General features: G+C 70.9%; 15 protein-coding genes. 2 read left to right on the top strand and 13 right to left on the bottom strand.

The window, feature by feature from the left end:
* Positions 1 to 101: 101 nt before the first annotated feature.
* The 3 genes from J8M51_RS04780 to J8M51_RS04790 all read right to left on the bottom strand — a co-directional run bounded on the left by J8M51_RS04780 (position 102) and on the right by J8M51_RS04790 (position 1,301).
* On the bottom strand, positions 102 to 521 hold the full coding sequence (locus J8M51_RS04780; RefSeq protein ID WP_086756264.1) for a PIN domain nuclease: 420 nt from the start codon (positions 519 to 521) through the stop codon (positions 102 to 104).
* Complete coding sequence (locus tag J8M51_RS04785; protein ID WP_086756266.1) at positions 518 to 727, bottom strand: type II toxin-antitoxin system VapB family antitoxin; 210 nt, start codon at positions 725 to 727, stop codon at positions 518 to 520. The genes J8M51_RS04780 and J8M51_RS04785 overlap by 4 nt, the downstream gene beginning before the upstream one ends.
* Positions 728 to 815: 88 nt before the next feature.
* Complete coding sequence (locus J8M51_RS04790) at positions 816 to 1,301, bottom strand: GNAT family N-acetyltransferase (RefSeq protein WP_086756267.1); 486 nt, start codon at positions 1,299 to 1,301, stop codon at positions 816 to 818.
* Between the two features lie 154 nt (positions 1,302 to 1,455).
* On the opposite strand from J8M51_RS04790, the gene J8M51_RS04795 reads away from it, so the two are divergent.
* Positions 1,456 to 1,899, top strand: coding sequence for an NUDIX domain-containing protein (locus J8M51_RS04795; RefSeq protein WP_086756269.1), 444 nt, complete (start codon positions 1,456 to 1,458; stop codon positions 1,897 to 1,899).
* An 81-nt stretch (positions 1,900 to 1,980) separates the two neighbouring features.
* On the opposite strand, the gene J8M51_RS04800 is transcribed toward J8M51_RS04795, so the two are convergent.
* The 8 genes from J8M51_RS04800 to J8M51_RS04835 all read right to left on the bottom strand — a co-directional run bounded on the left by J8M51_RS04800 (position 1,981) and on the right by J8M51_RS04835 (position 11,464).
* On the bottom strand, positions 1,981 to 2,178 hold the full coding sequence (locus J8M51_RS04800; protein ID WP_086756271.1) for a hypothetical protein: 198 nt from the start codon (positions 2,176 to 2,178) through the stop codon (positions 1,981 to 1,983).
* Between the two features lie 155 nt (positions 2,179 to 2,333).
* Positions 2,334 to 4,364, bottom strand: a complete 2,031-nt coding sequence (locus J8M51_RS04805) for a beta-galactosidase (RefSeq protein ID WP_086756273.1) — start codon at positions 4,362 to 4,364, stop codon at positions 2,334 to 2,336.
* On the bottom strand, positions 4,361 to 5,704 hold the full coding sequence (locus J8M51_RS04810) for a glycoside hydrolase family 36 protein (RefSeq protein ID WP_086756275.1): 1,344 nt from the start codon (positions 5,702 to 5,704) through the stop codon (positions 4,361 to 4,363). The genes J8M51_RS04805 and J8M51_RS04810 overlap by 4 nt, the downstream gene beginning before the upstream one ends.
* A 112-nt stretch (positions 5,705 to 5,816) precedes the next feature.
* Positions 5,817 to 6,707: a carbohydrate ABC transporter permease gene (locus J8M51_RS04815; RefSeq protein WP_086756296.1), complete on the bottom strand. Its 891-nt coding sequence runs from the start codon at positions 6,705 to 6,707 to the stop codon at positions 5,817 to 5,819.
* A gap of 32 nt (positions 6,708 to 6,739) precedes the next feature.
* The gene (locus J8M51_RS04820; protein ID WP_086756276.1) at positions 6,740 to 7,732 is read right to left on the bottom strand and encodes a carbohydrate ABC transporter permease; all 993 of its coding nucleotides are present in this window, start codon (positions 7,730 to 7,732) and stop codon (positions 6,740 to 6,742) included.
* On the bottom strand, positions 7,729 to 9,039 hold the full coding sequence (locus tag J8M51_RS04825) for an ABC transporter substrate-binding protein (RefSeq protein WP_256964841.1): 1,311 nt from the start codon (positions 9,037 to 9,039) through the stop codon (positions 7,729 to 7,731). The genes J8M51_RS04820 and J8M51_RS04825 overlap by 4 nt, the downstream gene beginning before the upstream one ends.
* A 273-nt stretch (positions 9,040 to 9,312) precedes the next feature.
* Positions 9,313 to 10,722, bottom strand: coding sequence for a sensor histidine kinase (locus tag J8M51_RS04830; RefSeq protein WP_086756279.1), 1,410 nt, complete (start codon positions 10,720 to 10,722; stop codon positions 9,313 to 9,315).
* A 37-nt stretch (positions 10,723 to 10,759) separates the two neighbouring features.
* Positions 10,760 to 11,464 carry a response regulator transcription factor gene (locus J8M51_RS04835; RefSeq protein ID WP_086756281.1) on the bottom strand — a complete coding sequence of 235 codons (705 nt, stop codon included), beginning with the start codon at positions 11,462 to 11,464 and terminating at the stop codon, positions 10,760 to 10,762.
* A gap of 146 nt (positions 11,465 to 11,610) precedes the next feature.
* On the opposite strand from J8M51_RS04835, the gene J8M51_RS04840 reads away from it, so the two are divergent.
* Positions 11,611 to 12,183, top strand: a complete 573-nt coding sequence (locus J8M51_RS04840; RefSeq protein WP_086756282.1) for a hypothetical protein — start codon at positions 11,611 to 11,613, stop codon at positions 12,181 to 12,183.
* Between the two features lie 25 nt (positions 12,184 to 12,208).
* On the opposite strand, the gene J8M51_RS04845 is transcribed toward J8M51_RS04840, so the two are convergent.
* Both J8M51_RS04845 and J8M51_RS04850 read right to left on the bottom strand, forming a co-directional pair.
* Positions 12,209 to 13,081, bottom strand: coding sequence for a spermidine synthase (locus J8M51_RS04845; protein ID WP_086756284.1), 873 nt, complete (start codon positions 13,079 to 13,081; stop codon positions 12,209 to 12,211).
* A gap of 55 nt (positions 13,082 to 13,136) precedes the next feature.
* Positions 13,137 to 13,511: a hypothetical protein gene (locus J8M51_RS04850; RefSeq protein WP_086756285.1), complete on the bottom strand. Its 375-nt coding sequence runs from the start codon at positions 13,509 to 13,511 to the stop codon at positions 13,137 to 13,139.
* Positions 13,512 to 13,554: the final 43 nt, after the last annotated feature.

The following is a 13,554-nucleotide window of genomic DNA, read 5'->3' on the forward strand; positions in this document are numbered from 1 at the left end:
GGGAGCCCCCTGGGGGAAACGGGGGAACGGGGAGCGGGGGCCCCGGGGCGCGGCGCGGTTAGGGGAGCGCCGCGCCCCGGTGTGTGTGGCGGGTGTGTGGGTCAGAGAGTGCCTGGGGATGCCAGCCACTGCGTCGGCTGGCCGGTGACCGAGGCGATGGTCTCGAAGTCGTTGTCGTAGTGGAGCACGGTCAGGCCCTGGAGTTCGGCGGTCGCGGCGATCAGAAGGTCGACAGCGCCCGCGGACCGGTGTCTCCCTCGGTCGGTGAGGCTTCGTTGCACCTCCCATGCCCGTGTCACCGCCCGGTCGTCCAGGGGAGTCCAGCCGAACAACGCGTCGAGGTCGCGGACCAGCTCTGCCCGGTCCTCGGCGTTCCTGGCGCTGTAGAGGAATTCCACCTCGGTGAGCGGGCAGCGAGCGATCAGCCCCTCGTGCAGCGGCTTCTCCCACTGGGTGCGAGCCTGCTGTTTCAGAATGCGGACCAACGCACTGGTGTCGACCAAGTAGACGGCGGCGGTCATCGACGGTAGTTCTCCTTGTCGAGCAGCACGTCGAAGTCCCCGGCGTCCGCCCGCGCCGCGAGCCTGGCCAGCGCGAGCGCCCGCTTCTTGCGTTCGACACCTTCCTTGAGCGCGGCGTTGACGGTGTCCTTCTTCGTCTTGGTCCCGAAAGCTATGGCGGCCTCGGCCAGCAGTTCCTCGTCGATGTCGATCAACGTCTTGGCCATGAGGACTCCCCATATATATCCGGATGCACATCGAGTATATACAGAGTGCTCGCATCCGCGAGGAAGAGCGCGCCCCTGACGGCGGTGGTCAGAGCTGCCGGTAGTAGTACACCGTCGGGAACGGGACGCAGCCGAGGCTCTCGTACAGGGCGCGGGCGGGGGCGTGGAAGGTGTCGCCGCCGGTGCCGATCTCGACGAGTTTCGTGCCGTGTGCGCGCAGGTCGGTGAAGGCGTGCTCGCACAGGGCGGTGCCCGTGCGGCCGCCGCGGTGGTGCCGGTCCACGGCGAGCAGGGTGATCTCGCCGTGCCGGCGGGCGGGGTCGGCCCGCCAGGCGACATAGCCGGCGAGGACGCCGTCGGCGGACTCGGCCACCGCGACGTACCGGTGCCGGGCCGGGTCGTGCAGGGTGGGCACCAGCTCGCGGTAGTCACCGCGCCAGTCGGCGTGCAGGGTGGCGAGGACGAGCCCGTCGAGGAGGGTGCCGACGGAGTCCTCGTAGAACAGCCGGAACGTGTCGACGGTGAGTTCGGTGAGTCGTGCCAGGTCGTCCTGGACGTATGCGCGAATCAGCATGGAGTGGACCTCTCGGGAGCCGAGGGAGGAAAGGGACACCTCTGGCCCGCCGGTCACACGGTCGGTGCCGGTGGGCCGACCTCAGCGGCGCGTACGCCAGGAAGAGAAGCACTCCATGCACGGCATGCTAGCGGCCTACGAAGGGACAGGTCATATGACTTTGCTGGTCGCCGCCGTCATCGTCCACGACCGGGCCGCGGGCCGGGTCGTCCTCCTCCAGCGGGGCGAGAACGCCAAGTTCGCCCGGGGCCGGTGGCACCTGCCCGTCGGGAAGAGCGAACCCGGGGAGCCCGTCACCGCGACCGCCGTGCGCGAGCTGTACGAGGAGACGGGCCTGACCGTGAAGCCGGAGGCGCTGGAGGTCGTGCACCTGGTCCACGCGGCCCACGGCGTCGAGGCACCGGACGGCTTCCTCACCGTCGCCTTCGCCGCCCACGAGTGGACCGGCGAGCTGGAGAACCGGGAACCGCACAAGCACGCCCAGGCCCGCTGGACCGACACCAGCGCCCTCCCCGAGGACTTCGTGGAGGGCGACGCGGCCGCGCTGCGCGGGTATCTCGACGGAGGGCCGCGACTGTCGCTGTACGACTGGACCTGAGCGCGGGAGCGGCGGTACGGCGACCGCCGTACCGCCACCGGGTGTCACCGCGGCCGGTGCCACCGCTTCAGCCGGCGTCCGTCACAGACGCCACCACACGTCGAACTGACCGTCCGGGCGCCGGGAGACGACGAAACCGCCGTAGGTGAACGGAGGTTCGATGTTGGCGAAGTTCAGGACGGACTGGGCGTCGGAGAGGATCGAATGGACCCAGGGGCCCGCCGCCTCGTCGGCGGCCTGATCCCTGAGTTGCCGGAGTTCCGCGATGTTCTCGGACATGGGGAGCGACTCCTTTCCCGTGGGTGGTGGACCCGTTGAGAGGGTGGGCGGCCAAGGCGCCGCCCACCCACAGGAGAAACTACTCTCCGCGTTCGAATGACTACAGAGCGCGATCGGAGTGAGTGCGGGGCGCACACGCGCCCGCGCGGTCCGGGTCAGCGCGGCTCGCGCACCACCGCCACATCCCCGGCCGCCACCAGCACGGACGCCGAAGCTCCGGCCGTGATGAGCGGCTTGCCGGTGAGCAGTTCGGACGCGTCGGCGGAGACCGTGATCTCGGCCGGTGACTCCCCGTGGTTGATCAGGAAGAGGTAGTCCGCGTCCGGGCCCCGGCGCAGTACGGCCTCCACACCGTCGGGGGTCGGGCGGACGGACTCGACGCCCGCCTCGGTACGGACGCGGTCCAGGAGGGACGCCAGGGTAGCCGGGTCCGGGCGGGTGGCCACGTACCAGGCCGTGCCCGAGCCGTGCGCGTGGCGGGTGACCGCCGGGACTCCGGTCAGCGGGCCCGAGGCGTACGACGTGACGGCCTCCGCGCCCGCGAGGGCGACCCGTTCCGACCAGAGGGAGGCCGTACCGCCCTCGCTCAGTTCCACCGACTCCCCCGGCAGCAGCGGGAACAGCTCGTCCGTGCGGACGCCGAGGGTCTCGCGGAACGCGCCCGGGTAACCGCCCAGCCGGACATGGCAGTTCTCGTCCACCGCGCCGCTGTGGAAGCCGACCGCGAGGGTGCCGCCGGCCTCCGCGAAGCCGGTCAGGTTGGCCGCGCCCGCGTCGTCCACCAGGTAGAGACTCGGGGCCAGCACCAGCTTGTAGGAGGAGAGGTCGGCGTCGGGGCGGACGAAGTCCACCGCCACACCGGAGCGCCACAGCGGCTCGTACCAGGAGCGCACCTGGTCCTGGAAGCGAAGCAACTCGCTGGGCTGGGACGGGAGTTCCACCGCCCACCAGGCGCTCCAGTCCCAGACGATCGCGACCTCGGCGACGCCCCTGCTGCCGCGCACCTCCGCCAACGACCGCAGATCCGCGCCCAGTCGGACGACGTCACGCCAGATCCGGCTGTCCGTGCCCGCGTGCGGCAGCATCGCCGAGTGCCACTGCTCGGCGCCCGCCTTGGCGGCCCGCCACTGGAAGTAGGCGATGCCGTCGGCGCCCCGGGCCACATGGGCGAGGGCGTTGCGGCGCAACTCCCCCGCCGTCTTGGCCCGGTTGACCGGCTGCCAGTTGACCGCGCCGGTGGAGTGCTCCATCAGCAGCCACGGAGCGCCGCCCGCCAGCGAGCGCACCAGGTCGCCGCTGAGCGCGATGTCGATCTCGGACTCGGGGTCCGTGGACTGGAGGTAGTGGTCGTTCGACACGATGTCCAACTCCGGCGCCCAGCGCCAGTAGTCGAGCTTGTCGAAGTTGTACATCACCATGAAGTTGGTGGTGGCGGGGGTCGCGGGGGCCGCCTCCAGCAGTACCTCGCGCTCCGCCTTGCACAGCGACAGCAGGGCGTCGGAGCAGAAGCGGCGCCAGTCCAGCTGGTGGGTCGGGTTGGGGACCGCGCCGGTCGGGCGGGGCGGGATGATCTCGTCCCAGTCGTAGTACCACTGGCTCCAGAACGTCGTGCCCCAGGCGTGGTTGAGCGCCGCCAGGTCGTCGTCGTACTTCTCGCGCAGCCAGACCCGGAACGCCGCCGCGCTGGTGTCGCAGTGGCACTCGCCGTTGTGGCAGCCGTACTCGTTGTGGACGTGCCACATGACGACGGCCGGGTGGTCGGCGTACCGCTCGCCGAGCACCCGGGCGATCCGCAGGGCCGCCTCGCGGTAGGCGGGGCTGGAGGGGCAGAAGGTCTGCCGGCTGCCGTACGAGAGGGTGCGGCCGTCCTTGTCGACGGGCAGCGCCTCGGGGTGCCTGACGAAGAACCAGGCCGGCGGGGCGGCCGTCGGGGTCGCCAGGTCGGCGGCGATGCCGTTGTCGTGGAGCAGGGCGAGGATCTTGTCGAGGCGGGTGAAGTCGTACTCGCCCTCGCGCGGCTCCAGGAGCGCCCACGAGAAGATGTTGACGCTCACCATGTTCACGCCCGCCTCACGCATGAGGCGTACGTCCTCGGCCCAGACCTCCTCGGGCCACTGCTCGGGGTTGTAGTCGCCGCCGTAGGCGAGACCCGGGACGTTCAGTTCGCGCTTCGCTTCGCGCTTCATTCGGCAGCCCCTTCGGCTTCCAGTCCGTTGTCCGTGCCCCTGCTCAGCAGGCGGCGGGTCGTGTCCACGCCCCACGGGTCCAGCGACAGCAGCCGGTCGCTGGAGGCCATCAGGCCGCCCGTGGCCTCGACGTGCGCCGCCCAGCGCTCGCGGGTCTCCACGGCGGGGCGGGCCATCAGGCAGTCGGGGTCGTTCACCCAGAGGCGGCCGTGCTGCCACTGGCGGCCGGCGCCGGTGAACTCGGCGGGGTCCTGGCCGGGCTGGCTGTAGTCGTCCGCCTCGGGGCGCCGGTGCGGGGCCGTGTCGGGGCTGACCCGCATCGCGTCGAACAGCCCGATCGAGGGGAGGATCGGCGCGCCGCAGCCCAGCAGGTAGGCGTCGGGGCCGATCGCGGCGCGGATCAGTTCGATCCCGGAGCGGTACGCGGCGAGCGCGTCCACGTCGGCGTGGCGTACGCCGTCCAGGGCGCCCGCGTAGAGGAAGTCGACCTTGAAGTAGTCGTAGCCCTCGGCGCGCAGGGTGGTGAAGACCTCGGTGAGGTACGCCGCCGCCCCGGGGTGGGTGGTGTCGAGCACGTACAGGTCGTGGCCCCAGTTGCGGCCGGCGTGGGTGGGGGCGCCGTTCGCGTCGCGCACCAGCCACTCGGGGTGCTCGGCGGCCAGGGTGCTCGCCGGGTCGACCAGGAAGGGCGCCGTCCAGATGCCGGCGCGGCGCCCGCGTGCCCGGATGGCCTCGGCGATGCCCTCGCGGGAGCGGAAGCGGCCGGAGAGGGTGAGCCAGTCGCCGAGGGCCTTCTGGTAGCCGTCGTCGATCTGGACGACGTCGATGGGCAGGTCGAGGGTGTCCATCGCCCGGAGGTTCTCGTGGATGTCGTCCTCGGTGACGGAGGTGAAGTACTCGTACCAGGAGCACCAGACGGTGGGTGCCGGGCGGGGGGCCGTGAGGCCGAGGCTCGCCGCCCAGTCGCCCAGCACCGACTGGATGTGTTCGCCGGTCCACTCCTTCACGGGGCCGTCGGCGCTCACCTCCGCCCGGCCGTCGCGGACGACGAGGCGGATCGAGGGCACCTCGGCGGTCGGCTCGGGCGCCGCCCACAGCCGTACGGGGGTGCCGTCGCCCGGGTCGAGCGCGAGCAGGCCCTCGCCCTGGAAGGTGTCGGCGGGCACGGTGCGGCCGGGGCGGTAGCAGACGGTGGCCCAGTTGGCGCCGGTCGGGCGGTACGGGGCGTCGCCGAGGGCGTAGGGGCCGCTGGGGCTCCAGGACTGCCAGCCCTCCTCGTGGACCCGGGCCGTGTGCGGGTCCACGGGCACGGAGGTGACCGGGGTGAAGGGGTGGGGCACGGTGGTTCTCTCTCAGGGGTTCAGGAACGGTTGTGGCGCCGGACCCGTTTCGGGCACGGCTCCGGCGCCGGACCTCGGTGGTCCGGCGCCGGAGCGCTGGCGGAAGGCCGTGTCAGCCCTTGTTCGCGCCCAGGGTGAGGCCGCCCACGAACTGCCGCTGGAGCAGGAAGTAGACGATCAGGGTCGGGATCGCGGTGAGCAGGGCTCCGGCGGCGACGAGGTTGTTGTCGGTGAAGAACTGGCCGGAGAGGTTGTTCAGCGCCGAGGTGATCGGCATGTTCTCGCCGGTGGAGATCAGGACGAGCGCCCAGAAGAAGTCGTTGTAGATCCAGATGGACAGCAGCGTGGCGAGGGCGGCCATCGCGGGCTTGCACAGCGGTAGCACGATCTGCCAGTACATCCGCCACACCGAGGCGCCGTCGACGAGCGCGGCCTCGGTCAGTTCGTGCGGCAGGGAGCGCATGTAGTTGCTGAGCACGAAGGCGCAGAACCCGGACTGGAACGCGATGTGGATGAGGACCAGGCCGAGCGCGGAGTCGTACAGCTTGCCGCTCATCGTGATGCCGGGCAGGTCGATGAGCAGGTAGAGGCGGTACAGCGGGGTGATGATGACCTGCTGCGGGAGCAGGTTGCCCGCCGTGAACAGCAGCAGCAGGAACAGGTTGACGCGGAAGTCGAAGCGGCTGACGTAGAACGCGACCATCGACGACAGGAACAGCGTGAGCAGCACCGCCGGGACGGCGATGATCAGCGTGTTCACGAAGTAGTGCGTCATGTCCGACTGCGTGAACGCGTTCGTGAAGTTGTCGAGGGTCAGCTTGTCGGGCCAGGAGACATAGCCCTTCTCGGATGTCTCCGAGTAGGGCCTGAGGGCCGCGTAGATCGCCCAGAGCAGCGGGGCGAGCCAGGCCAGCGCGGTGCCGGCCAGGAACACGTGCAGCAGGATCCGGGCGGGCCGGACGGGCGTACGGACCTTGTGCAGGCCCGTCGCGGGGTCCGTCATGACGCCCTTGGTGACGGTGGGGGCGGAGGCGCTCATGCGCGGCGCTCCTTCCGGAAGGTGCTGATCAGGTACGGGATGATCACGACGAGCGAGATCAGCAGGAGGACGACCGCGATCGCCGACCCGTATCCGATCCGGCTGGACTCACCGATGATGTTGCTGGTCACGAGGATCGACAGCAGTTCGGTGCCCTGGGCTCCGCCGTTGAAGACGAAGACGAGGTCGAAGGCGCGCAGGGCCTCGATGATGGTGACGACCAGGACGACCGTGTTGGTGGGGCGCAGCGTCGGGAAGATGACGTTCTTGAAGGTCTGCCACTCGTTGGCGCCGTCGAGGGAGGACGCCTCGCGCAGCGAGGGGTCGACGCCCTTCAGGCCGGCCAGGTAGAGGATCATCATGTAGCCGGTGTGACGCCAGGACGCGGCGATGAGAATGGCCCAGAGGTTGAGGTCCGGGTCGCCGATCCAGTCGATGTACTTGCCGGGCTCGTTGGCGCCGATCAGGCTGTTGATCAGGCCGGTGTCCGGGTTGTAGACGAGCTGCCAGACGAAGCCGATGACGGCCATGGAGAGCACGACGGGCAGGAAGAACGCCGTCTGGTAGACCCGGCTGAACCGGATCTTCTTGTCCAGCTGCACGGCCAGGAACAGGCCCATGGGCGTCGGGATCAGGATCAGGACGACGAACCAGATCACGTTGTGCTGGACGGCCGGCCAGAACTGCGGGTTGTTCTCGAACAGCTCCTTGAAGTTCTCCAGCCCGACCCACTTGATGGAGTCGAAGCCGATGCCGTCCCAGGTGGTGAACGCGAGGAGGATCGAGGCGAGGGCCGTCACCCAGACCAGCAGGACGTGCAGGATCGTCGGCAGGCCCGCCATCACACCGAGGGTCAGCCGGTCGCGCTTGGTCAGCAGCCGCTTGTGGCCCGTCGCGGGCTTCTTGGCGGGGACATGGGCAGAGCCCGGAGGCGGCACGGCCGCCTCCGGGTTGCCCGACTTCTCGGGGGTGGTGTCTGTCTTCGTCATGACGAGGCGAAGATCGTCTTCTTCTGGCGCTCGATCGACGAGAGCAGGCTGTCGATGCCCTTGGGGTCGCGGATGAACTTCTGCAGCGAGGGCTGCATCACCGTGGAGGTGAAGTCCGGACGGCTGTCGCGGTCCATGAACTGGGTCAGGCTCTTGGCGCCCGCGATCATCTCGTACGCCTTCTTCTGCAGCGGCGTGTACGACGAGGTGTCGGCGCCGGAGGCGGCGTGCACGACGCTCGGGTCGGCCTTGAGGTAGATGTCCTCGGCCTCCGTGGTGCCCAGGAACTTCAGGAGCTTGACGGCCTCGGCCTTGTTCTTCGGGCTCTTGCTCATCATGAAGCCGTCGGTGGGCGCCTCGACGGTGTCCTGCCCGTACGCCGGGTCGATCTCCGGGAAGGCGAAGAAGTCGAGGTCGTCGAGGTCGTCCTTGTTGGTGAACTGCTGCGCCACGAAGGTGCCCAGCAGGTACATGCCGGCCTTCTTCGACACCAGGGTCTGCGCGGCGTCCTGCCAGGTGCGGCCGACGGCGCCCTCCTGGTGGTACGGGAGCAGCTCCGCCCACAGGTCGAAGGCGGACTTGACCTTGGCGTCGGTCCAGGACGCCTTGCCCGCCATCAGCTCGACGTGGAAGTCGTAGCCGTTCTTGCGGAAGTTGATCTGGTCGAAGGTGCCGAGCGCGGGCCAGGCGTCCTTGTCACCGAAGGCGATCGGGGTGAGCCCGTCCTTCTTCATCTGCTTGCACAGGGCGATCAGCTGGTCCCACGTGGTGGGAACCTCGTAGCCCTTCTCCGCGAAGACGCTCTTGCGGTAGAAGAGCGCCCAGGGGTACGTGTACAGCGGCACGAAGTAGTACTTGCCGTCCTCGCCCTTGCTGAGCTTCTGCATCGCCTCGGGGAAGTTGCCCTGGATGCTCTTCCACACGTCGTCGATCGGCGAGGCCAGCCCCTTGGCCGCGAAGAACTGCATCCGGTAGCCCGCGAACCAGGTGAACACGTCGTCCGGGGTGCCCTGCAGATACGAGTTGATCTGCTCCTGGAAGGTGTTGGAGTCCTTGGTGTTCACGTCGACCGTGATGCCGGACTTCTTCTTGTACGCCGCGTAGATCTCGGCGAACGCCTTCTTCGGAACCGGGTCGGACGCCTTCGACCCGAGGGTGACGGACTTCGGGTCGGCGGCCGTGCCGCTGCCCCCGCAGGCGCTCAGCAGGGGGATGCCGGCGCCGAGCGCTGCCGCGCCGCCTATGCCGCGCAGCAGGCTGCGGCGGCTGGGACCGGGCACGGCGAGACCGGAGGGTGTGAGTTGCATGTACGGCTCCCTGGGGACAGGTGGTTCGGTCTCAATGGCCCTCGCCGGTGACTGATCGAAAACAATCAGAAACCAACTCGACCGAACACGGCTGGCCGCCATAACAGCTCTATGTCATGTCATACGTCAAGACTTCTTGTCCCCCTTTGTTGAAACGTAATCCCTGGTTGTCGAAACGTGACCGTCACACGCGTGACCCAGATCACAGACGGACATGAACGCACATACAGGGACACACCAATCGCACAAGCCCGAACGCACCCCCGCGCATGATCATTTGAAGGCGGAGGGCGTCTTGCCGTATTTGCGCCGGCGTATGGACGCGCCCCGGTGCCCCCGGCGCTTCACCGGTCCGCCGTCCCGCGTCGCGCCGCCGTTCAGCTGGATCCAGATCCGCACCTCGGTCCCGCCCAGCACCGACGACCCCAGGCGCACATCGCCGCCGGTCGACTCGGCGAGTCGGCGGACGATGTCGAGGCCCAGACCGGTCGAGCCGTCGCTGCCCGAGCCCCGGCCACGGGCCATCGCGGCCTCGCGGTCGGTGATGCCCGGCCCGGCGTCCGAGACCAGGACGATCACCGCGTCCTCGCCGTTGTGAACATCCACCGCGAACGCCGTGCCCTCCGCCGTGTGACGGAAGACATTGCCGAGCAGGGCGTCCAGCGCGGCGGCCAGGTCGGCGCGGGCGACGGGTATCCGGACCGGGCGCTCGACCCCGGCCACCCGCCACTTACGGCCCTCGTCCTCCGCGAGCGCCGACCAGAACGCCATCCGCTCCCGGACCACCTCGGCCGCGTCGCACCCGGCGCCGGGCCCCGCCACCGCCGTCCGCGGCTTGGCCTCCCGCGCCGTCCGGATGATCGTGTCGACCTCCCGCTCCAGCTGCTCGACCGCCGCCCGCGTCTGCTCGGCGGCCGGTCCGTCGCCCAGCGAGGCCGCGTTCAGCCGCAGCACGGTCAGCGGGGTCCGCAGCCGGTGCGACAGGTCCGCCGCCAGCTCCCGCTCGTTCGCCAGCAGCTGGACCACCTGGTCCGCCATCGCGTTGAACGCCACCGCCGCCAGCCGCAGCTCCTTCGGCCCCTTCTCCGGCACGCGCGCGCCCAGCTGCCCCTCCCCCAGCTCGTGCGCGCTCTCCACCAGCCGCCGCGCGGGCCGGACCATCCGCACCCCCAGCCGGTCGGCCACCGCCACCGAGCCGACGATCAGCGCGAGGCCCACCCCGGCGAGCACCGCCCACGCGGTGGCCACTCCGTTGCTCACCTCCGACTCGGGCACGAACACCTCGACGACCGCTATCGCGCCGGAACTGAGCGCGGTGGGCTGCAGCAGCGTGGACCCGCCCGGCACCTCCGTGGTCGAGGCCCGGCCCAGCCTTCGCACGGTGGCGATGTCCCGGTCGGACGCCCGCTGTCGGCCCAGGTCGAGCGCGCCCGCCCCGGCGCCGTCCGCCGGTATGTGCACCGCCATCCCGTCGTCCGACCCGGCCGAGGCGACGACCCGCTCCAGCTGCTCCCGGTCGGTGGTGATGGAGAGCGCCGGGGCGATCGCGGCCGCCTCCCGCTCGGCGCCCGAGAAGGCCCGGTCCCGCGCCATCTCCTTGACGACCAGCCCGAGCGGCACCGCGAAGGCGACCACGACCATCGCCGTCACCGCCAGGCACACCTTCACCAGCGCCCACCTCATGACGCCACCGCCCCACGCGCCTCGGCCGGCGTCCCCCTCATGGCCGCTCCTCCGCGCCCGGCGGCTCCAGCTTCACGCCGACCCCCCGCAAGGTGTGCAGATAGCGGGGCTTCGCCGCCGTCTCCCCCAACTTCCGCCGCAGCCACGACAGATGCACATCGATGGTCTGGTCGTCCCCGTACGCCTGCTGCCACACCTCCGCCAGCAGCTCCTTGCGCGGGACGACGACACCGGGCCGGCCGGCGAGGAAGGCGAGCAGGTCGAACTCCCGCCGGGTGAGGTCCAGTCGTACCCCGTCCAGCTCGGCCTGACGGCGCAGCGGGTCGATCGCGAGGCCGCCGACGCGGATGACCGTGGACGGCGGCGCCTCGGCGGACGAGGCGCGGGAGCGGCGCAGCACGGCCGCCATCCGGGCCGACAGGTGCTCGACCGAGAACGGCTTGGTCAGATAGTCGTCCGCGCCCGCGTTCAGCAGCCGGACGATCTCCGCCTCGTCGTCGCGCGCGGTCGCGATGATGACCGGGACGTCCGTGATGCCGCGCAGCATCTTCAGTGCCTCCGAGCCGTCCAGGTCGGGCAGCCCGAGGTCGAGGATGACCACGTCGAAGCGGATGTGCGCGACCTCGCGCAGCGCCTCCAGGGCCGTGCCGACGCTGCGCACGGTGTGTGCGGCGTCCGTCAGATGCCTGATCAGCGCCGAGCGTACGAACTGGTCGTCCTCGACCACGAGCACACTTGCCATGCGCCGCACCGTACGCCAAACGGGCCGGGCCGGTCGGGGCCTGTGGACAACTCGCGCGACCACGACGGGAAGGGCCTGTGGACAACTCACCCGAGGACGAGGGGAGGGGCCCGGGACCACGACACGACTGGGGCCGGTGGGGCAGTATGGCCGCGATGCGCAGAGGGCTTCTCCACGTACTGGCCTGGCTGCTCGCCACGGGCGCGGCGGTCACGCTGTCGTGGTGGGGCGTCCACACGGTGCTGGCCGGCACGGCCTACGACCCGCCCCGCGCCCTCCCGATCACGGCCGTGGACGACCGCGCCCAGGGCGCCCCCACGCCGATCACCGCGACGCCGCTCCCGGAGCCGTCGAAGAGCACGGAGCGGCCGGAGGAACCCGGGAAGCGGGGCGGCGCAGACTCCGGCGAGCGGTCCCCGACCCCGTCCGAGCCGTCGAAGTCCCCGGGGACCGGCCCGAGTCCGGGCACCGGTGCCCCGGCCCCGTCGACGGCGCCGGGCGAGATCAAGGCCTACGACACCGAGGGCGGCCGGGTGGTCTTCTCCCTCGCCGACGCCTACGCGACCCTCGTCTCGGCGACGCCCGGCTCGGGCTGGTCGATGCAGGTGTGGAAGACCGAGACCTGGATCCGGGTCGACTTCGCCGCCGGCGCGGACCGGGTGTCGGTCTTCTGCACCTGGCACGACAGCGCGCCCCGGGTGGACGTACAGAACTTCTGAGGCCGCCCGGTGCCGGTGCGCGCGCTCAGTGGAACGCCGACGACGGCGGCGCCGGTGAGGCCACCGCGCCCGCGTCCGTCACCGGGACCGCGCCGCCCGTGAAGTCGGTGAGCGCCCGGCCGTGTTCGACGCGGCCGGGGTGCGGGTCGGAGGCGGCCCGGCGGGTCAGTTCGGCGACGGGGAGCGGCCGGTCGGAGGCGACGAGGACCGCGTTGCCGAAGCGTCTGCCGCGCAGCACGGTGGGGTCGGCGACCAGGGCCAGTTCGGGGAAGACCGTGGCGGCGGTGGCGATCTGGCCCCGCAGATGGGCCAGCGGGGGGCCGTCGGCGAGGTTGGCGGCGTAGCAGCCGCCGGGCTTCACCACCCGCCGTACGTCCGTGAGGAACTCCGTCGACGTCAGATGCGCCGGGGTGCGCGCCGCGCTGAACACATCCGCGATCACCAGGTCCGCCCAGCCGTCCGGCACCTTCGCGAGCCCCTCGCGCGCGTCCGTCGACCGCACCCGTATGCGCGCGTTCGGGTCCAACGGCAGTGCCCGCCGGACCAGTTGGACGAGGGCCGCGTCGCGCTCGACGATCTGCTGGGTGGAGCGGGGGCGCGTGGCCGCGACATAGCGGGCAAGGGTGAAGGCGCCCCCGCCGAGGTGCACGGCGTGCACGGGCCGCCCGGCCGGGGCGACGAGGTCGATCACATGCCCGAGCCTGCGCTGGTACTCGAAGGACAGATACGCGGGATCGTCGAGGTCGACATGCGACTGCGGCGCCCCGTCGACCAGCAACGTCCAGGCCTGCGGCCGGTCCCGGTCCGGGAGCAGCTCGGCGAGCCCTCCGTCGACCTCCTCGACCACGGCGTCCGCATCCTGCCCACGCCGTCCGCGCCCCTGCTTCGACCTGCCCATCAGTCCATTATCGAGCGTGGAGCAGGGTGCGCGCGCCGGGCGCCCGGGCGCACCTCTACCGACAGTTGTCCGCCGCCTCGATCAGCCGCGCCGCCTCGTCCAGCGCCGCCCGCAGCACCGTCGGATCGGTCGCGAGGTCCGCCTCCCCGGGCGGCAGCAGCCAGTCGGCGCCCTCCGCGGGGACCAGCACCGCGCCCCGCCCGTCGCTCTGCGTGCACGTACTCCCCGGCACGTCCCACGCGTCCGCCGTACCCGGCGGCACCAGGAATCCGAGGGTGTCGCACGTGTCGTCGTGCAGCACGGGCCCGACCGTCATGACGGGCCCCACCGCGTCGACGGCGCCCCGGCGGAGAATGTCGACCGCCTCCAGCCCCTGCCGCGCGGGCACGGTCACCAGGTCGCACTCGGAACGGGGTTCGAGATTCTTCATCCGGGCCTCCCACGCCTACCAGCGCCCTGCCCAACGCGCCACC

The organism is Streptomyces griseiscabiei (assembly GCF_020010925.1).
Taxonomy (GTDB): domain Bacteria; phylum Actinomycetota; class Actinomycetes; order Streptomycetales; family Streptomycetaceae; genus Streptomyces; species Streptomyces griseiscabiei.

Coding starts and splice junctions, on each gene's coding strand:
- J8M51_RS04790 (WP_086756267.1), bottom strand. CDS start 1,301: ATGCTGATTCGCGCATACGTCCAGGACGACCTGGCACGACTCACCGAA.
- J8M51_RS04845 (WP_086756284.1), bottom strand. CDS start 13,081: ATGGGCAGGTCGAAGCAGGGGCGCGGACGGCGTGGGCAGGATGCGGAC.
- J8M51_RS04850 (WP_086756285.1), bottom strand. CDS start 13,511: ATGAAGAATCTCGAACCCCGTTCCGAGTGCGACCTGGTGACCGTGCCC.
- J8M51_RS04800 (WP_086756271.1), bottom strand. CDS start 2,178: ATGTCCGAGAACATCGCGGAACTCCGGCAACTCAGGGATCAGGCCGCC.
- J8M51_RS04825 (WP_256964841.1), bottom strand. CDS start 9,039: ATGCAACTCACACCCTCCGGTCTCGCCGTGCCCGGTCCCAGCCGCCGC.
- J8M51_RS04815 (WP_086756296.1), bottom strand. CDS start 6,707: ATGACGGACCCCGCGACGGGCCTGCACAAGGTCCGTACGCCCGTCCGG.
- J8M51_RS04795 (WP_086756269.1), top strand. CDS start 1,456: ATGACTTTGCTGGTCGCCGCCGTCATCGTCCACGACCGGGCCGCGGGC.
- J8M51_RS04785 (WP_086756266.1), bottom strand. CDS start 727: ATGGCCAAGACGTTGATCGACATCGACGAGGAACTGCTGGCCGAGGCC.
- J8M51_RS04780 (WP_086756264.1), bottom strand. CDS start 521: ATGACCGCCGCCGTCTACTTGGTCGACACCAGTGCGTTGGTCCGCATT.
- J8M51_RS04835 (WP_086756281.1), bottom strand. CDS start 11,464: ATGGCAAGTGTGCTCGTGGTCGAGGACGACCAGTTCGTACGCTCGGCG.
- J8M51_RS04830 (WP_086756279.1), bottom strand. CDS start 10,722: ATGAGGTGGGCGCTGGTGAAGGTGTGCCTGGCGGTGACGGCGATGGTC.
- J8M51_RS04805 (WP_086756273.1), bottom strand. CDS start 4,364: ATGAAGCGCGAAGCGAAGCGCGAACTGAACGTCCCGGGTCTCGCCTAC.
- J8M51_RS04820 (WP_086756276.1), bottom strand. CDS start 7,732: ATGACGAAGACAGACACCACCCCCGAGAAGTCGGGCAACCCGGAGGCG.
- J8M51_RS04840 (WP_086756282.1), top strand. CDS start 11,611: ATGGCCGCGATGCGCAGAGGGCTTCTCCACGTACTGGCCTGGCTGCTC.